At 65.0% G+C, this 20,582-nt stretch carries 18 protein-coding genes; 8 read left to right on the top strand and 10 right to left on the bottom strand.

Features of this window, described 5'->3' with window-relative positions; all coding sequences use genetic code 11:
- Window positions 1-33: 33 nt before the first annotated feature.
- Genes QCE62_RS24200 through QCE62_RS24225 form a run of 6 tightly spaced genes read left to right on the top strand, consistent with a single transcriptional unit; the run spans window position 34 to window position 5,955 of the window.
- The gene (locus QCE62_RS24200) at window positions 34-999 is read left to right on the top strand and encodes an amidohydrolase family protein (protein WP_309923988.1); all 966 of its coding nucleotides are present in this window, start codon (window positions 34-36) and stop codon (window positions 997-999) included.
- 50 nt (window positions 1,000-1,049) lie between these two features.
- Window positions 1,050-1,802 carry an Asp/Glu racemase gene (locus QCE62_RS24205; RefSeq protein ID WP_309923990.1) on the top strand — a complete coding sequence of 251 codons (753 nt, stop codon included), beginning with the start codon at window positions 1,050-1,052 and terminating at the stop codon, window positions 1,800-1,802.
- Between the two features lie 11 nt (window positions 1,803-1,813).
- Window positions 1,814-2,653, top strand: a complete 840-nt coding sequence (locus tag QCE62_RS24210; RefSeq protein WP_309923992.1) for an alpha/beta hydrolase — start codon at window positions 1,814-1,816, stop codon at window positions 2,651-2,653.
- Complete coding sequence (locus QCE62_RS24215) at window positions 2,640-3,674, top strand: 2,5-dihydroxypyridine 5,6-dioxygenase (RefSeq protein ID WP_309923995.1); 1,035 nt, start codon at window positions 2,640-2,642, stop codon at window positions 3,672-3,674. Before QCE62_RS24210 ends, QCE62_RS24215 begins: the two co-directional genes overlap by 14 nt.
- 18 nt (window positions 3,675-3,692) lie before the next feature.
- Entirely contained in the window at window positions 3,693-4,316 is a 624-nt protein-coding gene (locus QCE62_RS24220) for an N-carbamoylsarcosine amidohydrolase (RefSeq protein ID WP_309923997.1), read from the top strand.
- A 43-nt stretch (window positions 4,317-4,359) separates the two neighbouring features.
- Window positions 4,360-5,955 carry an MFS transporter gene (locus QCE62_RS24225; RefSeq protein WP_309923998.1) on the top strand — a complete coding sequence of 532 codons (1,596 nt, stop codon included), beginning with the start codon at window positions 4,360-4,362 and terminating at the stop codon, window positions 5,953-5,955.
- Window positions 5,956-5,978: 23 nt separating this feature from the next.
- On the opposite strand, the gene QCE62_RS24230 is transcribed toward QCE62_RS24225, so the two are convergent.
- Complete coding sequence (locus QCE62_RS24230) at window positions 5,979-6,485, bottom strand: MarR family winged helix-turn-helix transcriptional regulator (protein ID WP_309924000.1); 507 nt, start codon at window positions 6,483-6,485, stop codon at window positions 5,979-5,981.
- A 397-nt stretch (window positions 6,486-6,882) separates the two neighbouring features.
- On the opposite strand from QCE62_RS24230, the gene QCE62_RS24235 reads away from it, so the two are divergent.
- Both QCE62_RS24235 and QCE62_RS24240 read left to right on the top strand, forming a co-directional pair.
- Entirely contained in the window at window positions 6,883-8,205 is a 1,323-nt protein-coding gene (locus tag QCE62_RS24235; protein ID WP_309924002.1) for an MFS transporter, read from the top strand.
- 86 nt (window positions 8,206-8,291) lie between these two features.
- The gene (locus QCE62_RS24240) at window positions 8,292-9,503 is read left to right on the top strand and encodes a benzoate/H(+) symporter BenE family transporter (protein WP_309924004.1); all 1,212 of its coding nucleotides are present in this window, start codon (window positions 8,292-8,294) and stop codon (window positions 9,501-9,503) included.
- 7 nt (window positions 9,504-9,510) lie between these two features.
- Here QCE62_RS24240 and tssM read toward each other — a convergent pair whose 3' ends face one another.
- The 9 genes from tssM to tssB form a co-directional block, all read right to left on the bottom strand.
- Window positions 9,511-13,533: a type VI secretion system membrane subunit TssM gene (gene tssM, locus QCE62_RS24245; RefSeq protein WP_309924006.1), complete on the bottom strand. Its 4,023-nt coding sequence runs from the start codon at window positions 13,531-13,533 to the stop codon at window positions 9,511-9,513.
- Window positions 13,534-13,614: 81 nt separating this feature from the next.
- Entirely contained in the window at window positions 13,615-14,943 is a 1,329-nt protein-coding gene (gene tssL / locus QCE62_RS24250; protein ID WP_409017922.1) for a type VI secretion system protein TssL, long form, read from the bottom strand.
- A gap of 30 nt (window positions 14,944-14,973) precedes the next feature.
- Window positions 14,974-16,320: a type VI secretion system baseplate subunit TssK gene (gene tssK, locus QCE62_RS24255; RefSeq protein WP_309924009.1), complete on the bottom strand. Its 1,347-nt coding sequence runs from the start codon at window positions 16,318-16,320 to the stop codon at window positions 14,974-14,976.
- 11 nt (window positions 16,321-16,331) lie between these two features.
- The gene (gene tssJ / locus QCE62_RS24260; RefSeq protein ID WP_309924010.1) at window positions 16,332-16,922 is read right to left on the bottom strand and encodes a type VI secretion system lipoprotein TssJ; all 591 of its coding nucleotides are present in this window, start codon (window positions 16,920-16,922) and stop codon (window positions 16,332-16,334) included.
- A gap of 112 nt (window positions 16,923-17,034) precedes the next feature.
- Complete coding sequence (locus QCE62_RS24265) at window positions 17,035-17,517, bottom strand: type VI secretion system tube protein Hcp (protein ID WP_309924012.1); 483 nt, start codon at window positions 17,515-17,517, stop codon at window positions 17,035-17,037.
- 29 nt (window positions 17,518-17,546) lie between these two features.
- The gene (locus tag QCE62_RS24270) at window positions 17,547-18,083 is read right to left on the bottom strand and encodes a hypothetical protein (RefSeq protein ID WP_309924014.1); all 537 of its coding nucleotides are present in this window, start codon (window positions 18,081-18,083) and stop codon (window positions 17,547-17,549) included.
- On the bottom strand, window positions 18,080-18,442 hold the full coding sequence (locus QCE62_RS24275; protein WP_309924016.1) for a tlde1 domain-containing protein: 363 nt from the start codon (window positions 18,440-18,442) through the stop codon (window positions 18,080-18,082). The genes QCE62_RS24270 and QCE62_RS24275 overlap by 4 nt, the downstream gene beginning before the upstream one ends.
- Before the next feature lie 20 nt (window positions 18,443-18,462).
- A complete protein-coding gene (tssC, locus tag QCE62_RS24280) occupies window positions 18,463-19,965 on the bottom strand; it encodes a type VI secretion system contractile sheath large subunit (RefSeq protein WP_309924019.1) in 1,503 nt (500 codons plus the stop codon).
- Window positions 19,966-20,038: 73 nt separating this feature from the next.
- Entirely contained in the window at window positions 20,039-20,578 is a 540-nt protein-coding gene (gene tssB, locus QCE62_RS24285) for a type VI secretion system contractile sheath small subunit (protein WP_309924021.1), read from the bottom strand.
- Window positions 20,579-20,582: the final 4 nt, after the last annotated feature.

Here is a 20,582-nt window from a genome sequence, read left to right on the forward strand (position 1 = left end):
GTCCACTGATTAAATAATCCATAGAGGTTTTACATGAGCAAGCGGATTCGCAAGATCGCTCTGGAAGAGCACTTCAGCACGCCGGGCTTCCAGGGCTATTCGAAGAGCTTCACGCAGCACATCGCACCCGAGGTGCTGCGCGATCTCGCGGCGCGCCTGAACGACTTCGACGAGGAGCGCATCGTCGAAATGGACCGCGCCGGGATCGACTATACGATCCTCTCGCAAACGGGTCCGAGCGTGCAGGGCGAGCCCGATGCCGCGCTCGCGATCCGCCGCGCGCGGGAAAGCAACGACTTCCTCGCCACGCAGATTGCACGTCATCCGGCGCGCTTCGGGGGCTTCGCCACCTTGCCGATGCACACGGCACACGCCGCATCGAATGAACTGACGCGCGCAGTCCGCGAACTCGGTTTCAAGGGAGCGCTTGTCAACGGCCATACGCTGGGTACCTATTACGACGACCGCGCCTACGATCCGTTCTGGGCGACGATGCAGGAACTCGATGTTCCGCTCTACCTGCATCCCACCGACGCTTTCGTGAACCCGCGCGTGCTCGACGGCCATCCGGAACTCACCGGGGCGACCTGGGGCTGGGGCGTCGAAACGGGCAGCCATGCGTTGCGTCTGCTGTTCAGCGGCGTGTTTGACCGCTTCCCGAAGCTCAAGCTCATTCTCGGTCACATGGGCGAGGGCCTGCCTTATCTGCGCTGGCGCTTCGACAGCCGCTTCGCCGTGTACTCGCATGGCTTGACGCTGGAGCGCGCGCCTTCGGAATACATCGGCACGAACATTCTCATCACGACCTCGGGCGTGTGTTCGGCGCCCGCGCTGATGGGCGCGATCGGCGAGATGGGCGCGGAGGCGGTGATGTTCTCGGTGGACTATCCATACGAGTCGACGGCCATTGCAGCGGACTTCATCGAACGCGCACCGCTCGACGACGCCACGCGCGCGCTCGTCTGTCACGGAAACGCGGAACGCCTGTTCCGCCTTTGATCGGTCGCAAGCAAGCAATCAAGCAATCAATCAAGCAGAGGGAGCAGCACATGACGAAGCCATACCGTATCGGCCAGATCGTGCCGAGTTCGAACACGACGATGGAAACCGAAATCCCCACGATGTTGCTCGCGCGCCAGTCGATCCGGCCCGAGCGCTTCACGTTCCATTCGAGCCGCATGCGCATGAAGAAGGTCGTCAAGGAAGAACTGGCGGCCATGGATGCGGAGTCGGACCGTTGCGCCGTCGAGTTGTCCGATGCACGCGTGGATGTGCTCGGCTATGCCTGCCTCGTCGCAATCATGGCGATGGGACACGGCTATCACCGCGTGTCGCAAAAGCGCCTGCACGAACGCACGGTGGAGAACGGCGGCGATGCACCGGTCATCACGAGCGCGGGCGCGCTGGTCGATGCGCTGAAGGTGATCGGCGCGAAGCGCGTCGTGGTGGTCGCGCCCTACATGAAGCCGCTGACCGATCTCGTGGTCGACTATATCCGCAACGAGGATTACGAGGTCATCGACTATCGTGCGCTGGAGATTCCGGACAATCTCGAAGTGGGCCGCCACGACCCGAGCCGCCTGCCCGAGATCGTGATGTCGATGCGCTATCAGGAAGCGGACGCCATCGTGTTGTCGGCGTGCGTGCAGATGCCTTCGCTGCCGGTCATCGCGAAGGTCGAGGCGTTGACGGGCAAGCCGGTCGTCACGGCGGCGGTCGCGACCACGTATGCGATGCTCAAGCAACTCGGCCTCGAAGCCGTGGTGCCGGGCGCGGGCGCCCTGCTGTCGGGCGCATACTGATCGAGGCGCTTATGTCCACCTTCGTCTGCGGCGCGAACCTGCACGCCAACGGTATCCGCCAGCACTACCTCCGTTACGGCGGCGAGCGCGCCGGACGCGATCCAATCATCATCGTGCCGGGCATCACGAGTCCGGCCGTGACGTGGGGATTCGTTGCGGAACATCTCGGTCAGGTCTTCGATACCTATGTGCTCGACGTGCGCGGCCGTGGCTTGTCGTCGGCGTCGGATACGCTCGACTACAGCCTCGACCCGCAAGCTGCCGATCTGATTGCGTTCGCAACTACTTTGGGCCTGCAACGCTACAGCGTTCTCGGGCATTCGATGGGGGCGCGCATCGGCATTCGCGCCGCACGGTCGGCCCCCGAGGGCATGGTGCGGCTCGCGATGATCGATCCGCCGGTATCGGGTCCGGGACGACGTCCGTATCCGTCGCAATTGCCGTGGTATGTGGATTCGATCCGCCAGTCGCGCGAAGGCATGAGCGCCGAAGCGATGCGTGCGTTCTGCCCGACGTGGACCGAGGCGCAGCTCGCGTTGCGCGCGGAATGGCTGCATACCTGCGATGAACGCGCGATTCGCGCGAGCTTTGAAGGCTTCCATACCGACGACATCCACGCCGATCTCCCGCATCTGAAGATTCCCGCACGACTGGTGACGGCGGGACGTGGCGACGTGGTGCGCGACGAAGATGTCGAAGAGATTCGCGCAAGCGTGCCTCATCTCGAACACACGCGCGTGCAGAATGCAGGCCACATGATTCCGTGGGACGACGAAGCCGGCTTCTACGCGGCGCTCGGTGAGTTCCTCGGTGCGCCGCTCATTCAAGGAGGCGATCATGCCCGTCAGTGACTATCAAATGGTCGATGCCTGGACCCGGGTTCTGAAGCTTTCGCGTCTCGAAGCCGGGCAGACGGTGACGATCCTCACGAGCGCGTCCACGCATCCGCAGACGCTCGCCACCGCGTTGATCGCGACCCAGGCGCTGGGCGCTGTCGTGAACCGCCTCGACTTGCCGCCGGTGAACGGCGAGAAGTCCTTGAGCCGCGATTCGCTCGCGTATCTCGGCACGACGCCACTCACGGGCAACCGTGCCGCCATCGCGGCGCTCAAGGAAAGCGATCTCGTCCTCGACCTGATGACGCTGCTGTTCTCTCCCGAGCAGCTGGACATTCTCAAGACCGGCACGAAGATCCTGCTTGCCGTGGAGCCGCCTGAAGTGCTCACGCGTCTGGTGCCAACCGAAGGCGACCGGACGCGCGTCCTCGCGGCGCAGGCACGCATTGCGCGTGCGAAGAAGATGCACATCGTGTCAGCGGCGGGTACGGACTTTCATTGTCCGCTGGGCGAATTCGAACCGATCGCGGAGTACGGTTTCGTCGATGAACCGGGCCGCTGGGATCACTGGCCGAGCGGCTTCGCGCTGACCTTCCCGGACGATCGCACAGCCCATGGACGCATCGTCATCGATCGCGGCGACATCCTGTTGCCGCAGAAGAGCTATGTGCAGGACCGCATCGAACTGACAGTGGAGGGCGGCTATGCGACGCGCATCGGAGGCGGCATCGACGCGCAGTTGCTGAGCGAATACATGGCCACCTTCAACGATCCCGAAGCCTACGCGATCTCGCATATCGGCTGGGGTCTGCAACCGCGTGCACACTGGTCGACGCTCGGTCTCTATGATCGTGAGGCAACCATCGGCATGGACGCGCGCGCCTTCGAAGGGAATTTCCTGTTTTCGCTCGGACCAAACAACGAAGCAGGCGGCAGCCGCACGACGACCTGTCACATCGACATCCCGCTGCGGCACTGCGACGTCTTCCTCGACGGCGAGGCTGTCGTGCGCGACGGCGTCGTGCTGGATCGATAAATCACTGAAGGCACTCCCATGTCCCACGATATCGAAACCTACCAGCGTCAGAGCTTCGGCACGGCGCTCGAACCGAAAGCGCCGTTCGGCCTGTTGATCGTCGATCTGGTGAACGGCTTCGCCGATCCCGAAGTCTTCGGCGGCGGCAATATTCCGCATGCCATCGAGAACACGGTGCCGCTGCTGGCGCACGCGCGCGCGAAGGGCTGGCCGGTGGCGCACAGCCGCATCGTATTCGCGGACGACGACGCCGATCACAACATCTTCACGATGAAAGTGCCCGGCCTGCTGACGCTGAAGGAAGCGGCCCACAACAGCGCGATCGTGCCGCAACTGACGCCGCGCGATGGTGAACTGGTCGTGCGCAAGACCGTGCCTTCCGCGTTCTTCGGCACGCCGCTCGCGGCATGGCTCACGCAGCACGGCGTGCGTACGCTGTTGATCGCGGGCGCGGTGACGAGCGGCTGCGTGCGTTCGTCGGTGGTCGATGCGATGCAGTACGGCTTCCGTCCGTTCGTATTGTCAGACTGCGTAGGCGATCGCGCGCTCGGGCCGCATGACGCGAACCTGTTCGACATGGCGCAGAAATATGCGGCCGTGATGAAGCGCGACGAAGCCCTGGCGTTGCTCAAGAACCTCTGATCGTCCGCATGGACGGCGCGCACGCCAACCGCATGGGATCGACATGGATACCTCTGTTTCCGGACAGCCGCAGCGTTCCGTCACGCGCCACGAGTTCACGCTGATCGTTGCGTCCTCGTTCGGCGCGCTGCTCGAATGGTATGACTTCTACATCTATGCGGCGCTCGCGGGCACGTTCGGCGCGTTGTTCTTCCCGAGCGGCAACGATACCGTGGCCTTCCTGGCGAGCCTCGCCACCTTCGGCGCCGGCTTTCTCGTGCGGCCGCTCGGCGCGCTGTTCTTCGGACGGCTCGGCGATCGCATCGGCCGCAAATACACCTTCATGGCGACCATCGTGCTGATGGGTGTCGCGACGGTGGGCGTCGGCTTGCTGCCTTCCTTCGAGCGCATCGGCATGCTGGCGCCGGCCTTGCTCGTCGCGTTGCGGTTGCTGCAGGGCTTCGCGCTCGGCGGCGAGACCGGTGGCGCGGCCACCTATCTCGCGGAGCATTCGCCGGCCGAACGGCGCGGCTTCTTCACGAGTTCGCTGCAAACCACGGCCACGCTCGGATTGCTGGCGTCCATCGCGGCCGTAAGCATCAGCCGCGCGGCAATGGACGAAGCCGCGTTCCGCAGCTGGGGCTGGCGCATGCCCTTCCTCGTGTCGATCGTGCTGCTCGCGGTCTCCGTGTATCTGCGCACGAAACTCGCGGAATCGCCCACTTTCCGCGACATGAAACGCGCCGGGCGGCTCTCGAAGTCACCGATCGGGGAAAGCTTCGGCACGTGGGGCAATCTGAAGTATGTGCTGATCATGCTGTTCAGCACGGCATCGGGCGTCGGCGTCGTGTTCGGCACGGGACACTTCTATTCGATGGTCTTCCTGCAGAACACGCTCAAGGTCGCGCCGAACACGGTGAACCTGTTTCTCGCCATCGCGCTGATCGGCGTGTTTCCGTGCTATCTCGTGTTCGGCTGGCTATCGGACCGGATCGGACGGAAGTGGATCATGATGCTCGCGTGCCTGCTGCTCGCCGCGACCACGCAACCGATCTTCCACGCGCTGACGCACTATGCGAACCCGGCGCTCGAAGCCTTCCAGAAGCAGGCGCCCGTGACCGTTCGCGCCGACGATTGCCGCTTCACGCTGTTCTCAGCGCCAGTGACGGAGTGCGACCGCATCCGCGCGTTCCTGAGCGCGTCGGGCGTGTCGTATGAGCAGGCGCGGCCGGCGGCGGGCGAAGGCGCATCGACGACGATCGGTGCGCGCATCGTGCAGGGCAGCGACCGGCACGCGCTGGAGCAGGCGCTGATCGCCTCCGGCTGGTCGCCCCACGCGGATCCCGCCCGCATCGACGCGCCGATGGTCATCTTCCTGATGTGGCTGCTGCTGCTCTATCTCGCGATGATCTACGGCCCGATGGCGGCCTTCATGGTCGAGCTGTTTCCCGCGCGCATCCGCTACACCTCGCTGTCGTTGCCATTTCATCTCGGCTCCGGCTGGTTCGGCGGCATGCTGCCTTTCGTGGTGTCGGCGATGGCGGTGGCGCGCGGCGACGTGTACTTCGGCCTCTGGTATCCGGTGACGATTGCGCTGGTGTCGTTCGCGGTCGGCGTGCTGTTCGTGCCCGAGACCTTCCGGCGCGACGTCACGCAGTAACGCACAGTGACGAGTACGCAAAGTCAGTCGAAGTGCTTGAGCGAAGTCCGGCCGTACTGGTTGTTCCCCTCGACGAGCTTCATCATCATGCGCACGAAATGAACGCGATCTTCGGCACTGAGCGGTTCGAGAAACTTCACCTGCGCCTGGCGCATGCTGCCGTACATCTCCTTCATCGTGCGGCGGCCCTTCGCGGTGATGTTGGCGAGCTTCAGGCGGCCGTCGTTCGGGCTCGGTTCGCGCTTGACCAGGCCGCGTTCCTCGAGCCGGCGCAACACGTCCGCCATGGTCGTGCGATCCACGCCCACCTCCGCACACAGCGACGTCTGGTCGAGACCGGGTCGTTCGCTCAAGGTGGTCAGCAAGCCGTATTGCACCGGCGTGATGGCGAAGTCCTTGCAGCACTCGAAGAAGAGCGCGATGTGAATCTGGTTGAGCCGCCGGATCAGAAAGCCCGGGCGTTGCCACAAATGTCCGGTTTCGATGCCGCTGTCGGAGACGGCCGCTTTTTTCTCGGCTGCGGTGCCCATCCTTTACCTTTTTCGAAGAAGTTTCGTCACACGGGAGTGTAGCCTTCGCGCGCGGGGTCTGTCACAGGCGCGGTCACGGAGCATGCTTTCACATGGTGCCCGATGCACCGTATCTGGGACCATGACGGCCGCGTCGATTGTAGGGGCAATCATGCTTGCGCCGCCAATTTTTTCCGGATACAAAGCTATCAATCAGCGTACTGATGAAATGCCTCGGGTTGCATTGCAGCATGTCGATGATCGATGTCGAATCACGAAGTCAATAGAAGGACGCGTCGCGCAGTGATCAGTGCGATCGGTTCATGTGCAATGTCCCGCAATGCGCATGAATGATCAGCATGCTGATTAAAAAGCGAATGCGTTGAACCTCACCTCACTCAGTGCCTTGGAGTTTCACATGAGTTCTACCCCTGTACGGACGGACGACGTCGCCATCAAAGGGCGGTCGATGTCAGGCAACGACATCAAGACGCTGATGCTGGCGTCGCTGGGCGGTGCGCTCGAATACTATGACTTCATTGTCGCGGTATTCTTCACCAAGCTGCTTGCAACGGTGTTCTTCCCGCCGCAGACGCCCGAGTGGCTCGCGCAGCTCGAAGTGTTCTGCATCTTCGCGGCGGGCTATCTGGTTCGGCCGATCGGCGGCATCTTCTTCGCGCACTTCGGCGACCGGATCGGCCGCAAGAAAATGTTCGCGCTGAGCCTGTTCCTGATGGCCGCGCCGACGCTGCTCATCGGCTTGCTGCCCAGCTACGCGATGCTCGGCATCGTCGCGCCGCTGCTGTTCCTGTTGTGCCGCGTGTTGCAGGGGCTGTCGGTCGGCGGGGAAGTGCCGGGCGCATGGATCTTCTGTTCGGAGCACGTGCGGCGCGACCGCATCGGTCTCGCGTGCGGCCTGCTGATGTCGGGGCTGTGCACCGGCATCCTGCTCGGCGCGCTGTCGGCGAAGTTCCTGATCGGCAACATGGATCCGGCCGAACTCAAGACCTGGGGCTGGCGCGTGCCGTTCATCGCGGGCGGCGTGTTCGGTCTGATCTCGGTCTATCTGCGCCGCTATCTGCAGGAGACGCCCGTGTTCGAGGCGCTGCGCGCCAAGCGTGAGGCCGATGCGCGCCTGCCGCTCGCGGTCGTGCTGAAGGAGCATCGCGGCGCGGTGATCGTCTCGCTGCTCGCCACGTGGGTGTTCTCGGGCATCTTCGTGCTGTACTTCCTCTACACGCCGACCTTCCTCCAGACGCAATTCCACTTCGCGCCGAAGGACGTCTTCACAAACAATTCGTGGTCGATCTTCGGCCTGATTCTCGGCAGCACCTTCGCCGGATGGGCCGCGGACAAGATTGGCGGAGGGCGCGCGTATGCCATCGGCAGCGTGGCGATGCTGCTCGTGACCGGCGCGTTCTACCTGAGCCTGAACGCGGGCAGCACGTCGGTCTGGGCGCTGTATATTGCCGGCGGCTTCCTGATCGGCACGATCACGCTCGGGCCGTACATCATCGTCAAGAGCTTTCCGGCCGAAGTGCGCTTCACCGGCTTCGCGCTCTCGTACAACACGGCCTATGCGATCTTCGGCGGCACCGCGCCCGCCATCGCGTCCTTCATGGTGGGACGGCAGGGCATGACGATGGCGCCCGCATGGTACATTGCCGCGTTGTGCGTGCTCGGCGTGATCATCGGCCTCATCTGGCGCGCGCCGGTGCACGCCGAAGCGGCCGTGCACTGACGCACGGCCTGGGTTCCGTCGCGGTCTTGCACGCTTTCACTGTTTCAGCGTTTCGGTGCGAGACCGCTTGCGCAAGAGCACTCTCCATGTCCGTTGGCGACACAAGCGGCGATCACGGCCTCGGCCGCTCGTGGCTTCTCTATCTCTCACTCGCGTTCGCGAGCATGAGTTTCTCCGCGACCGGCCCGGTCGCCATCATCATCGCCGCGTCGCGTGAAGGCGGCTTGAGCTTCGCGCAGACGTCGTCGTGGTTGTTCGCGTCGATCGGCATCAACGGGCTCGCGAGCATTGCGATCAGCTGGAAGACGCGCCAGCCGCTCTTGTTCCTGTGGACGATTCCCGGCGCGGTGCTCGCCGCACCGGTGATCGCGCAATACGGTTTCGGGGCGGCAGTGGGGACGTATCTCGTATGCGCGGCCGTGCTGCTCGTGCTGGGCGTGACGAACCTCGTCGGCTTGCTCGACCGCTGGGTGCCGATGCCCATCGTCATGGCGATGATCGCCGGACTCTTCATCAAATACGTGCTGGCCGTGGTGCATTCGACCGTGGCTGCGCCGCTCATCGGCGGCTGCATGCTGCTGTGCTTCTTCGGCCTGCTGTGGCTCGAACGCCGCAACGCGGCGCCCATGCCGCCGCTGATCGGCGCGATGCTGGCGGGCGCGGCGGTGCTGTTCGCGACCGGCTTCAGGCTGCCGAGCCACAGCGGCGGCGCGTGGATCGCGACGCCCGCGTTGATCGTGCCGCGCTTCGACCTTCACGCGATCTCGCAACTGCTGCTGCCGCTGCTGATCACCGTGCTGTTCGTGCAGAACGCGCAGGGTATCGCGGTGACGCGCGCGTCGGGTTATCGGACGTCGTTGCGCCTCGTGACGCTCGTCAGCGCCGCGCTCACGGCGATCACCGCGCCCTTCGGCGGCTGTCCCTCGGTGCTGGCCGGGCCGAGCAATGCGATCCTGGTGTCGGGCGGCACGCACGGACGACACTTTCTCGGCGCGTTGATGGCGGGCGTCATCTGCGTGACGATCGGCGTGTGTTCGACGGCCTATGTATTTCTTCTGACGAGCCTGCCCGGCGCGTACATCGCGATCCTCGCCGGACTGGCGATGATGGGCGTGCTCGAAAAGTCGTTCGTCAGCGCGTTCCGTTCGGCCTTGCCCTTGAGCGCGATGATCGTGTTCGTCGTCACCTTGAGCGATGTCACGCTGCTGGGCGTGGGCGCAGCCTTCTGGGGTGTGGTGGCCGGTTGCCTCGTGTATTACGCGATCGAACAGCCGCGCGGCGGGGAAACGCGCGCGTAGCCTTCGTTCACGGCGAAGCCGGCATGGTCGACGGCGCCGGCAGCCCGGGCGGCGGACCGCTGTCCGCGAGATCGAACAGCGGGACGGCGGCGGGGCAGTGAAAGGCGGTGAGCAGGTCGCTCGTCAGCGGATTGGCGAGGCTGCCGGTGCTCGCGATATCGAGCGCCGCCTTGCGCCCGTCGAAATCGAACACGACGCGCACGCGCCCCGGCGTCGCGGTCGGCACGATCTGGCCGCGTCCGAGCAGGCGCATCAGCGCCCACGGGCCGTCCACCGAGAGGGTCGAGGTGTCCGTGCGGATCCGCGGGCTCGCCGTGAGCTCGACGTGCACGCCGCCGCGCGGTCCCGGCCAGGCGATGCGCAGCGGCGTCACGGGACCGTGCTGATACAGCATGCCTTGCCCGTCGATGTCGATGGCCAGACTCAGGATCGTGGGATCGAGTTCGGGCACGCGCACGTCCGCTTTCCAGGCAATCTGCTTGCCCTGTTCGCCGAAGAAGACCTGGCGGATCGCCTGCGCGCGCTGGAAGGGCACGAGATCCGGGCCTTGCACGGGGGCCGTCGAGCCGGGCAGCGTGCGGTAGCGCCAGGGCTGTGACGACGTATCGACGAAGGGCGCCAGGTTCTTGATGAAGAAATCGTCGAACAGGCCGCCTTGCGCGAACATGCGGGTGAAATCGTCGATGCTGATGTCGCGCGCGCTGTCCCGCACGAACGGATAGTTGCCCTCGACGGCCAGGCGGCATGCATCGCCGACCACCGCCTGGGTCTGGCGCGAGAGCAGTTGTCCCACGCCCTGGTTTACGTCGCGCGAGCCTTGCAGGGCGAGCGCCTGCAACACCGCGCGAAACGGCGCGGGCATGGTGTCGGCGGCCATCTTGAGCTTCGCGGAGGCGTCGTTCGGCGGCGGCAGGCCATTGTTCGACAGCGCGGTTTCGGCGATGGTCAACGCCGTGTAGGTGTCGTTGAGCAAGGTGGCGACGCCGTCGAGTCCCGTCTGGCGTGCCTGCGCCGACGCGGATGCGGACGGTGCGCCCTGCGCCGCTCGCGCCGGTGCGTCCGGCCGGACCTGCGCCTCGCCCGTCACCATCTCGCGCAGCGCGGCGAAGCGGTCGTCGACGAGTTCGCGCTCCACGCGCTCCTGCGCACGCATGCCGAAACCTTTCGTCTTGCTGTTGAGCGCGGCGTCCGCCTGATCGAGCAGCGAACGCTTTTCATCCGTCAGGCTTCTGGTGAGCGTGGTCTCGCGCGCGGCGGCGAATGCCAGTCGCGCGAGCGGCGAATCAGGCGCCGCGAACTGCCGCATGATCTGCAGGTTGAAGCCGGCACTCGAACCGGTCACCGGACGAATGTCCGCCAGGAACGCGCTCCAGTGCTGCCGATACTCCGTCAGATACAGGCGGCGGATGGCGTCGGTCAGCGCATCGTCCCCGCCGCTGGCGGCGCTCACGAATTCAGCCGTTTTTTTTTGAGCCTCGCGTACGCCGCCGGTCCAGCCCGAGAGATACGCCCGTCCCATGACCCAGGCGTCGTCGTCGCGCGCGATCTTGAGGAATTCCGCCAGACGACGGTCGAACAGGGCGCGGTAGCCATCGAACGTGAAGAGGCCTGGCACGCCGCGCGAAAGCGGTTCTCCGCTCGCGCGCGTGAACGACATGCCCGCCTGCGGTCCCACCGCGCGCAGCAGCGTGAAGTCGTCCGGGGCGTCGTCCCGCATCGCGGCCTTCGCGCGGTCATACAGCCGTTGCGTGCCGTTGCTCTCGTCGAGAAAGCTTCGCGCGCGTTCGATCAGCGCGTCGTTGCGGATGAGCGGCGACTGCACGACGCGCTGCCCCGCGAAGAGCCGGTCCAGATGCTCCAGCATCGATGCACGGCCGCCGTAGGCCGACGCGCTGTCCGTTCTCGACCAGTCGTCCAGCACCCAGGTCTTGATTTCGCTGCCGTTGAACTTCGCGGGCTCGTACAACATCAGGTAGACGCGCAGGGCGCTGTAGGCGGCTTTTGGGTCCTGCCGTGCAATGGCCTGCGCGATGACCGCCTCGATGCGATGCACGAGCTGGGGCAGCAGCAGACTGGCTTCGAGAGCGCGATAAGTTGCGCCGCTCGCGTCGATGATGCCGGGCGCCACGTACAGACCATAACGATAGCTTGCATCGGGACGGGCGAGATCGAGGCCTGTCCGGGCGGGCAGGTGCAGGGCGTCGGTCAGGGCATCGGGCACGCTGTCGGGCCTGGGCTCGCGATAGAGTTGCGCGACCTTCGCGGAGAGCGCCTGGGTCTTGTGCGTGACGGCTTCCAGGTAGCGGCTGTTATTGCCGAAGCTTTCATGCAGGGCGACGGCCAGCCACGCGAACAGCAGCACCGCGAGCGCATGGCCGATCAGCCGCAGCAGGCGGAAGCGATATTCCCAACGCAGGTTGGGCCGCACCAGATGCGCTTCGGGCAGGATCACCTTCCGGAAGACATCGTGCAGGAAGTAGCTTCGGTTGCCGGCTGGACTGGCCGGATTTGCCGTTGCCTGACGGCCCGTGAGCGCGTGGTCGACGCCGTCAGCCAGGCGCCGGGCGATCGTCGCGGGTTCGGCCGGCAGCGGCAGGCCTTCTTGCGCGGCGCTCGTGAAGTACACGCCGCGCAGCATCGGATGATGTTCGGTGTCGTCGTAGCGCGTGCCGGTGAAAAGCCGCGCGAAACACTCCGCGAGCGGCCCGGCGAGCGCGGCGAAGGCCTCGGGAAAGGCCACGAGACGGCGGCGGCGGTCGAGGTCGAATTCGTCTTCGAGGCGCGTGTTGAGGCCGTCGGCCAGACGCGCCGCCAGCAACGCGAGCTCTTCACGGCAGCGCGCTTCGGTGGCCGGCGACGCGACCGGCAGCGTGAAGCCCCAGACCTGCGCGCGATGCTCCTCGGTCAGCGCGGCAAAGTAATCGGCAAAGCCGCTCAGGCGGTCCATCTGCGTGACGATCAGATACACCGGAAAGCGGACCCCGAGCGTGCGGCGCAGGTCCGCGAGCCGCGCGCGGAGGGCGTCGGCTTCGGCTTCGCGCAGGGTGACGTCGGCGGCGGTGAGCAGGTCGAGGCGGATCGTCAGCAGCGCGCCGTTGATCGGCGCACGCGGACGGTGGCGGCGCAGCATTCGCAGAAAACCCAGCCATTCCTGCGTGTCGGTTTCGCGCCGGTTCGGAAGGTCCGTGTGGATGCTGGGATGCAAGGGCGCGACATTCGCTGAGCGAAGGCCCGCGGCTGCGGCCTGTGTTTCGCTGGCCGAGGTCAGCGGATGGGAGGACTGGCCCGGACGCGTGTAATAGCCGGGCGTGTCGATGCACAAGGCTTCGTCGGTGAGCCACCAGTCGACGGTCGGATCGGCGGGCGCATCCGGGCGCGCCTGCCGGAGCGCGACGCTCGCGGGCACCGGCAGCCCCGCATTGAGCAGCGCGCGCGTCTTGCCCGAACCCTCCGAACCGAGCGCGATGAACCAGGGCAATTCATACAGGTGACGGGTGCGCTGGAAGAGACGGGCGAAGCCGCCCGTGCGCGTGCTCTTGAGGCTCTCCAGCATGCTCCTGAAGCGCGTTTCGAGTTGCCGGAGTTTGGGGTTCGCCAGTGATTCCGGTTTGTTGCTGTTGCCGAAAGCGAGCGCGCGGCGCAGGAACTGTTCGTCGCTGCGCATGCGGCACCAGATGCGGTACAGCAGCCAGCCCACGAAGACCGCGACGACGGCGGCGATGGCGACGATGCGCGCGTCCGTGGACGCGAACGGTTTCCTCTCGCCAAAGCTCAGCAGGGGCGCGGCATGCCAGATGAGCAGGCAGAGCAGCGCGCCGAACACGAGCGCCATCGACGCATGTCTGAGCCGGAGGAGCGCGCCGCACAGGATCAGCGCGATCACGGTCACGCGCAACGCGACGCTCTCGAGCGGCTTGAGTCCGCCGAACGCAAAGTATGGCCCGATGAACCAGACGGCCAGCACGAGCAGCAGCAGCGCGATGATCGCGAGAAACAGGCGTGAGAACAGGAACGACAACAGCTTCTTCATTCTTCGGGTCCACTTCGGGTCCAGTAGCGACGTTCGGCGTGAAGGCTTACGCGAGTGCAGGCGGTGCGGTCCGAGCCTCCGTCACGGCACGACGGCAATCTCGACGCGCCGGTTCAGCGCGCGGCCGGACGCCGTGCGGTTGTCGCCGAGGGGACTGGATGCGCCGCGGCCGACTGCCTCCAGCCTGCCCGCCGGCACGCCGGCCGCTTGCAGCTGCTGGACGACCTGTGTGGCGCGTTCGAGCGAGAGCGCGTCGTTGGAGGCGTAGCGACGGCTGCGGATGGGAAGGTTGTCGGTGTAGCCGGTGACCGTGACCCGGCCGGGAACCCGGGCCACTTCGCCGGCGATTTTCACGATCAGCGGAGTCATCGCGGCGTTCACGTCGATGCCGCCCGGCGCGAACATCGCGTCGCCGCGGAAGGTCACGGTGCTGTGGCGCGCGTCTTCATCGACGCTCACCATGTTGGCTGCGATCTCGTTTTCGAGCAGTTCGCGCAGACGCGGTACGCGCGGCGCGGGCGGCGGCGTCATGCGTCCGATCTCGATGATCCGCGTTTCGAGCAAGGCGCCTTCGCTGAGCAAGTGATACTTGAACCAGCCGAACAGGCCAAGCAACGCGAGACCGAGGACGGTGAAGCTGATCCATGCAGGGAAGTTCCACAGCGAGAGGCGTTTGCCGTGTGCGGTGGAGTCGGCGTGGGGGGAGAGGGCCAGGGGGAGGGGATTGCGGCCTTCCTGAAGCTTGTTGAACAGGAGGCGGCGGATTCCGTCATGCCTGCGCGCACCGTCCGCCAGCGTTCGATACGTGCCCATGAAACCCAGGCTGAGCACCCGATAGATGACTTCGATCAGGTCTAGGTGTTCGTGAGAATCCTCCAACAGGCGACCGATGAGATTGAAGATCTTTACGCCGCCTTTGACATCTTCATGGAACTTCGCCGCCAGAGTTTTGGTACTCCACTTGGCGCCGGGTGAATTGCGGTCCCATTCAGTTTGCATGGCCGCTTCATCAAGAGCCGTAGACAGGCAATAGCTCGCACCGAGCATGTGGTCGCGACGGATATTGGCCTGCTCGCACAAGCGCTGGAAATTGCGCACTTCGTCCTCGAGCAACTGCTGGAGCAGCTTCATACCGACTCCAGTGAGGTTATCGGGCATGTCCGCAAGCGCGCGCAGAAGCGGACGCGCCGCTTCGAGCAATGGATTACCCGCCGCGAGAATCGCACGCAGACGTGCCGCGGGGACTTCGCCCGGCGGCATGCGGCTCATAGCAGTTTTGAACGCGACTTCGGCTGCCGTTTCCGCTTGCTTGTCTTGAGCCGGTTGGGCGTGCGTCGCGTTTTGCTGCAATGCCTGTTCGGCATCCGGTGTGATATCAGCCTGTGTAATTTTCCACTCTCCCGATGCCAGCAATCAGTTCTCGACACCCGCGCCACCGCTTCATCCGCGCACACCCCACAGCTGGAGCTGCAACCCGGGAAACTCACCCGCAACGTGCAGCGCAATACCGCCATGTTTCTCGACGACACTCCAGAGCGGCCCGCCGCGCGCGATTTCGAAATAGACGAAGCCGGCGTTGAACGGAATCTGGCGCGGCGGTACCGGCAGGCTTTGCAGCGGAATGCCCGGCAGATGCGCGCGCACCAGATCCGGCAGACGCTCGGACGGTCCGACCTTGGCCTGAGACGCGAAGCGGTCCGCAAGCGCATCCATCGGCATTTCCGCGAACACGGCGAGCACCACCGAGGAGAACGAGCGCATCTCGCCCGGATCGACGACGGCATTGCTCACGCCGTAGCCCGCATCATCGAGCGGAATGCGCTGGGCGCTACGCACCAGCACCGCGTTGAGCAGCCACTGCGTGTCTTCGACGATGGGCCGCAGACACAGATGCGGCTCTTCATGCCGGTACGGCGGATGCGTGTCGAGCGGACGGCGCGTGGCCGGCCGGACATAAGTAGACAGTTCGCCGGCCATGCTCAGCAGCAGCGCGTACAGTTTCGCGGGAGAAGTAGTCGGCACGCGGCGCAGATGCTGCAACAGGGGTTCGTAACGATTGAGCGTCTGCAACAGCAAATAGTCCGAGACTTCGGCCACCGAACCCGCTTGGCCGTCGCTGCCGGTGAGCCGCTTCGCGAGCTTGTCGGCGCGCAGGTGGAGCAGATCGTGGACGTCGCCGAGCCAGGTGGTCAGCAACGCGCTCGCGCCATATCCGCAGACGGGCGGAACGAGGGATTCGTCCAGTTCGATGCTGCCGTCGGCGTGCAAGGACTTGACGCGCGCGAGCGGCAGGCCGATCCACCCGCCGGTCATCTCCTTGCGGGGCAACAGGCGCACGCGCAGATTCGACAGCTGGACAGTCTTGGGCCCCAGGCCGGTGGAGTTGGCGTCGCGCAAGTCGGTGGCGAACACGGAATGACGTGCGAGCGAATCCGCTGAATCGTCGAAGGTGGTTTCTTCGCCGTTGGGCACGCGCACCGGCACCGCGAGGCAGATCTCCTGTTCGAGGTGCTCCTGGCGGATCGTCAGCGGTGCGGGCGGCGGCGTGCTGCCGGGCATGTCGAAGGGCGTGCCGTCGGCGAACAGGCCGCTCGCCGACTTCACGATGACCTTGCCGAGCGCGAGCGCTTCGGAATCGATCGCATAGTGCGAGAAGCCGAAGAAGAATGGTGAAAGCGGCGCGGCGCGCTTGTGTGCGAAATGCTCCAGATACCGCTCCTGTTGCTGAAACAGTTGCGGACAGAGGAAAAGACCTTCGCTCCAGGTGACTTTGTTGTGCCAGCTCATGCGCTATGTGCTCATTCGTTGTGAGGCCGGTTGCCGGAGGGGTCGCCCGGTGGAGCGCCGGATAGCGCGTCGCTGATCCGGATGGCATCGGTATCGAGGTCGATGGCGAGCCGCAGCTTCGGCGCGCGCCGGTACCACGTCGCCGTGGGTGTCGCGGGCAGCAGCGTCGTCGCGCGCCACACGGCGTGGGGCAGGTCGCGATACGCCGCGATCACCCCCAGCGCCGTGCTGGCGCCGTGGGCATTGCGTGCGATGCGCCTGCTCTCGCCCGGCCGCAACATGAACTGGTCCCGCATCACGAGATCTGCGGCGAGCACGGTCTTGTCCTTGTCCTGTAGCGACTGGAAATCCGCCTCGTTGAAAGCGTCGAGACTCTTCAGTTCGTACACGCGCACGAGAATGGGCGCGGCCCTTTTCTGATCGTCGGGATTCACCGTCGATGACGCGCGAATGGCGACGTCGAGTTTCAGCGGCTCGTGTGCGGGCGGGGCGTCGGAGCTTGCGCAGGCGCCGAGTGCAAGTGCGCACACGAGCGCCGACACACGCGCTGATACGAGCGCTGATGCAAGCGAGCACACGAACGAGGCACCGGACGACCACACGGGCGCAGCGACGGAGCGAAGGGAACGAGTCGGCAGAAATCGCATGGATGGCGTTCAGGGCGCTATCCGATGCGTGCGCATCGGATAGCGCGTGAAAAGGCGTCGAGTTCGTTCAGGCTTCCTTGTTGGCTTTGATGTCGAACGTTGCCGTGACGGCTCCGCCGCTGCCGCCCTGTGCGTTCTGCACGATGTACTCCTGCTTCACCTTGGCGAACGACAGGCGCACTTCCTCGCGCACCCCGATCTCCCCGTGGGACCCTGAAGGCTGGACCTTGGTCACCATCACGTCGCTCATGGTGATCTTCAGGTATTCGAGCGGGCTCGTGCCCGCCTTGCGCACCGTGAGGACAGCCTGGTCGATGTGCTTGCCGGTCAGGCAATATTTCATCAGGTTGGGACTCGCGCGGTCCATCAGATGCTCGAAGCTGAGATCGTCGACATTCGCCTTGCCCGCGCCGCCGCCACTGCCTGAGTGCATCATCGAATCCTGCGAGACGCGCCAGCCCCAACTGGCCACTTCGATCTCGCTCTTGTGCGTGGCGTCCTGCGATTCGCCGTCGATACCGTTGATCTTGATGAAGATGTCTTGTGCCATGGTTATCTGTTCCTTGAAGTTGAGGATGTCTATTGCAATTGCGACGAGCTCGTTTCGAGCTGCCGCTGGATGTGCGCGAGCCGGTCCAGGCACGGGCCGCGCCGGACCGCGTCGCCTTCGGGCACGTCCGTTACCGCTGGAATCGTCCGGTCCAGATAGGCCTTCACCTCTCCGGGCGACGGCTCGATGAAGGGCGCGCCGCACACGGCGGAAGTGCCGAGCACGGGCCCGTCGTCGAGCACGCGCAGGACGGCCGCGGGATTCTTCGGCAGCGCCGTGGCGAGGGCGATGGTCAGGCCGATGGACGCGCTCGCGTCCGTACCCTGCGCGAGCCGGGGCGCGAGTTCGACCCACGCGGCGTTGCCGGTTGCGATGCTCTCGAGCACGGCATCGAACTGACCGTCGCGGTCGAGCGAGGCCACGGCGGGACGGGCGCCTTGCGTCTCGATCTCCCCGGCGATGCGCGCGGCGTCCGGCGCGACCTGGGCGCTGGCGCATGCCGAGGCAAGCAGCGCACAGGCGAGAGACGCAGGCAAGCTGGGTTTGAGCAACAGGAATCGCATCATTGGACGATCAATCCCCTGTCGGCGCTGCGGTTGATCTGTTCGCGGACGGGCCGCCCGAGAATCACGCAACCGGTGGACGCCGTGTGATCCTGGTTGTCGCCGTGGATCATGAAGGCGGATCGTCCGAAGGTGGCGGTGCCGACTTCTGGCGTGAGGTCCATCGAGACGGCGCCCGTGCGTACTGAATGACGCGCATTGCCGATCCGATAACTGCCTCGCGGAATCGGGCCCACGTTCTGGATGTTTTCCATGGCGGGGTTGTTGCGGCCATTTCCTGCGCCGGAATAGCCGTTTCTGGCGACGATGTTGCCGTCCGGATCGCTGAGCGTGCCGGTGGTGCGGGTATAGGTCCAGGGCATGACGGTTCCTCCAGACTGATTCAGGCGGTTTGCTTCACGGAAGGCAGGCGGGCGACGAGTCTCAGCGATACCGTGAGCCCCTCGAGCTGGAAATGCGGACGCAGGAAGAACTTCGCCTGGTAGTAGCCCGGGTTGTCCTCGAGATCCTCGACGACGACTTCGGCTGCCGCGAGCGGACGGCTGGCCTTCGTGTCCTGCGAGGAGTTGGCGGGGTCCGCGTCGACGTAATTCATGATCCAGCCGTTCAGCCACTGCTGCATTTCCTCGCGTTCGCGGAACGAGCCGATCTTGTCGCGCACGATGCACTTGAGGTAATGCGCGAAACGCGAACACGCGAACAGATACGGCAGACGGGCAGAGAGATTCGCGTTCGCGGTGGCGTCCGGGTCGTGGTATTCCGCCGGCTTCTGCAGCGACTGGGCGCCAATGAACGTGGCGTGGTCGGTGTTCTTGCGGTGGATCAGCGGAATCAGGCCGTTCTTCGAGAGTTCTGCTTCGCGGCGGTCGGAAATGGCGATCTCGGTCGGACATTTCATGTCGACGCCGCCGTCGTCGGTCGGAAAGGTATGGCAGGGCAGGCTGTCCACCGTGCCGCCGGATTCGACGCCGCGAATCAGCGAGCACCAGCCATACAGCTTGAACGAGCGGTTGATGTTCACGCCCATCGCATAGGCGGCATTGGCCCATGCGAACCGCTGATGATCCGCGCCGTCGGTTTCCTCTTCGAAGTCGAATTGGTCGACCGGATTGCTCTTGGCGCCGTAGGGCAGACGCGCGAGGAAACGCGGCATGGCAAGACCCACATAGCGCGCATCTTCGGTGGTGCGCAACGAGTTCCACGGCGCATATTCGAGGTTCTGCGCGAAGATCCGGGACAGGTCGCGCGGGTTGGCGAGTTCCTGCCACGATTCCATCTGCAGGACGGCGGGCGACGCGCCGGAAATGAACGGCGTATGCGCCGCCGCGGCGACCTTGGCGATCGACCCGAGAAGGTCCACGTCGGGCGGCGTGTGGTCAAAGTAGTAATCAGCGACGAGACAGCCGTAGGGCTGGCCGCCCAGTTGCCCGTACTCCTCCTCGTAGATCTGCTTGAACAGCGGGCTCTGGTCCCATGCCAGCCCCTTGTAGCGCTTCATCGTGCGGCGCAGGTCGTTCTTGGATACGTCCATGAAGCGGATCTTGAGGCGCTCGTCCGTTTCGGTGTTCGACACCAGATGATGCAACCCGCGCCAGGCCGATTCGAGCTGCTGGAAATCAGCGTGATGCAGGATCAGGTTGATCTGCTCGGAAAGCTTGCGATCGATCTGCGCGATGATCGCTTCGATGCTCTTGTAGGCGTCGTCGCTGATGGTGAGCGTCTGCTGCAAGGCCTGTTCGGCCAGCGTCTGCACGGCCTGTTCCACCGCTTCGCGCGCGGCCGGCGTCTTGGGGCGGAACTCCTGATTCAGCAGCGCGGAGATGTCGCCGTGGGCGAACGGGGCTGTCGGGGCGGCTGCGCTCGCCTGGACCTGGTTGACTGTCATGACGGATCTCGGTCGTGTCTCGGTCGGGTTCGGGGTGCCGGAGCCGCGCGTGCGCAAGGCGTCCGGCGGCGGATCAGTTCAGCGTGGCTTCGACGGCGTCCGGCGCGCTGTCGGCGGCGGCCTTTGGCGCAACCGTGAGGGACTTGAGCAGCGCCGGGTCGCGCAGAAGCGTATTGACGAGCGCTTCCGCGCCTGACTTGCCGTCCATGTACGTTTGCAGGTTGGCAAGCTGGGTGCGTGCCTCCAGCAACCGGCTCAGTGCGTCCACCTTGCTTGCGACCGCGGCGGGCGAGAAGTCCTCGATGCTCTCGAACGTCATGTCCACCATCAACTGGCCTTCGCCCGTGAGTGTGTTGTGGACCGGGAACGCCACCCGCGGCTTGATGGCCTTCATGCGCTCGTCGAAGTTGTCGATGTCGATTTCCAGGAAGCGCCGGTCCGCGACGGCCAGCAACGGTTCGACTGGCTTGCCGGACAGGTCCGCGAGCACGCCCATGACAAAGGGCAGTTCGACTTTCTTCTCGGAACCGTAGACCTCGACGTCGTATTCGATCTGCACGCGCGGCGGGCGGTTGCGCGCGATGAACTTCTGGGAATTGTTGGCCTGCGACATACGT

Origin of the sequence: Caballeronia sp. LZ033, from assembly GCF_031451265.1 — a bacterium.
Lineage (GTDB): Bacteria > Pseudomonadota > Gammaproteobacteria > Burkholderiales > Burkholderiaceae > Caballeronia.

Bases quoted from the DNA above. Each gene is read 5' to 3' on its own strand.
- QCE62_RS24240 (WP_309924004.1), top strand. From the start codon at position 8,292: ATGTCCGTTGGCGACACAAGCGGCGATCACGGCCTCGGCCGCTCGTGG.
- QCE62_RS24230 (WP_309924000.1), bottom strand. From the start codon at position 6,485: ATGGGCACCGCAGCCGAGAAAAAAGCGGCCGTCTCCGACAGCGGCATC.
- QCE62_RS24215 (WP_309923995.1), top strand. From the start codon at position 2,640: ATGCCCGTCAGTGACTATCAAATGGTCGATGCCTGGACCCGGGTTCTG.
- tssC (WP_309924019.1), bottom strand. From the start codon at position 19,965: ATGACAGTCAACCAGGTCCAGGCGAGCGCAGCCGCCCCGACAGCCCCG.
- QCE62_RS24210 (WP_309923992.1), top strand. From the start codon at position 1,814: ATGTCCACCTTCGTCTGCGGCGCGAACCTGCACGCCAACGGTATCCGC.
- tssK (WP_309924009.1), bottom strand. From the start codon at position 16,320: ATGAGCTGGCACAACAAAGTCACCTGGAGCGAAGGTCTTTTCCTCTGT.
- QCE62_RS24270 (WP_309924014.1), bottom strand. From the start codon at position 18,083: ATGATGCGATTCCTGTTGCTCAAACCCAGCTTGCCTGCGTCTCTCGCC.
- QCE62_RS24265 (WP_309924012.1), bottom strand. From the start codon at position 17,517: ATGGCACAAGACATCTTCATCAAGATCAACGGTATCGACGGCGAATCG.
- QCE62_RS24200 (WP_309923988.1), top strand. From the start codon at position 34: ATGAGCAAGCGGATTCGCAAGATCGCTCTGGAAGAGCACTTCAGCACG.
- QCE62_RS24205 (WP_309923990.1), top strand. From the start codon at position 1,050: ATGACGAAGCCATACCGTATCGGCCAGATCGTGCCGAGTTCGAACACG.
- tssB (WP_309924021.1), bottom strand. From the start codon at position 20,578: ATGTCGCAGGCCAACAATTCCCAGAAGTTCATCGCGCGCAACCGCCCG.
- tssM (WP_309924006.1), bottom strand. From the start codon at position 13,533: ATGAAGAAGCTGTTGTCGTTCCTGTTCTCACGCCTGTTTCTCGCGATC.
- QCE62_RS24220 (WP_309923997.1), top strand. From the start codon at position 3,693: ATGTCCCACGATATCGAAACCTACCAGCGTCAGAGCTTCGGCACGGCG.
- QCE62_RS24225 (WP_309923998.1), top strand. From the start codon at position 4,360: ATGGATACCTCTGTTTCCGGACAGCCGCAGCGTTCCGTCACGCGCCAC.
- QCE62_RS24235 (WP_309924002.1), top strand. From the start codon at position 6,883: ATGAGTTCTACCCCTGTACGGACGGACGACGTCGCCATCAAAGGGCGG.
- QCE62_RS24275 (WP_309924016.1), bottom strand. From the start codon at position 18,442: ATGCCCTGGACCTATACCCGCACCACCGGCACGCTCAGCGATCCGGAC.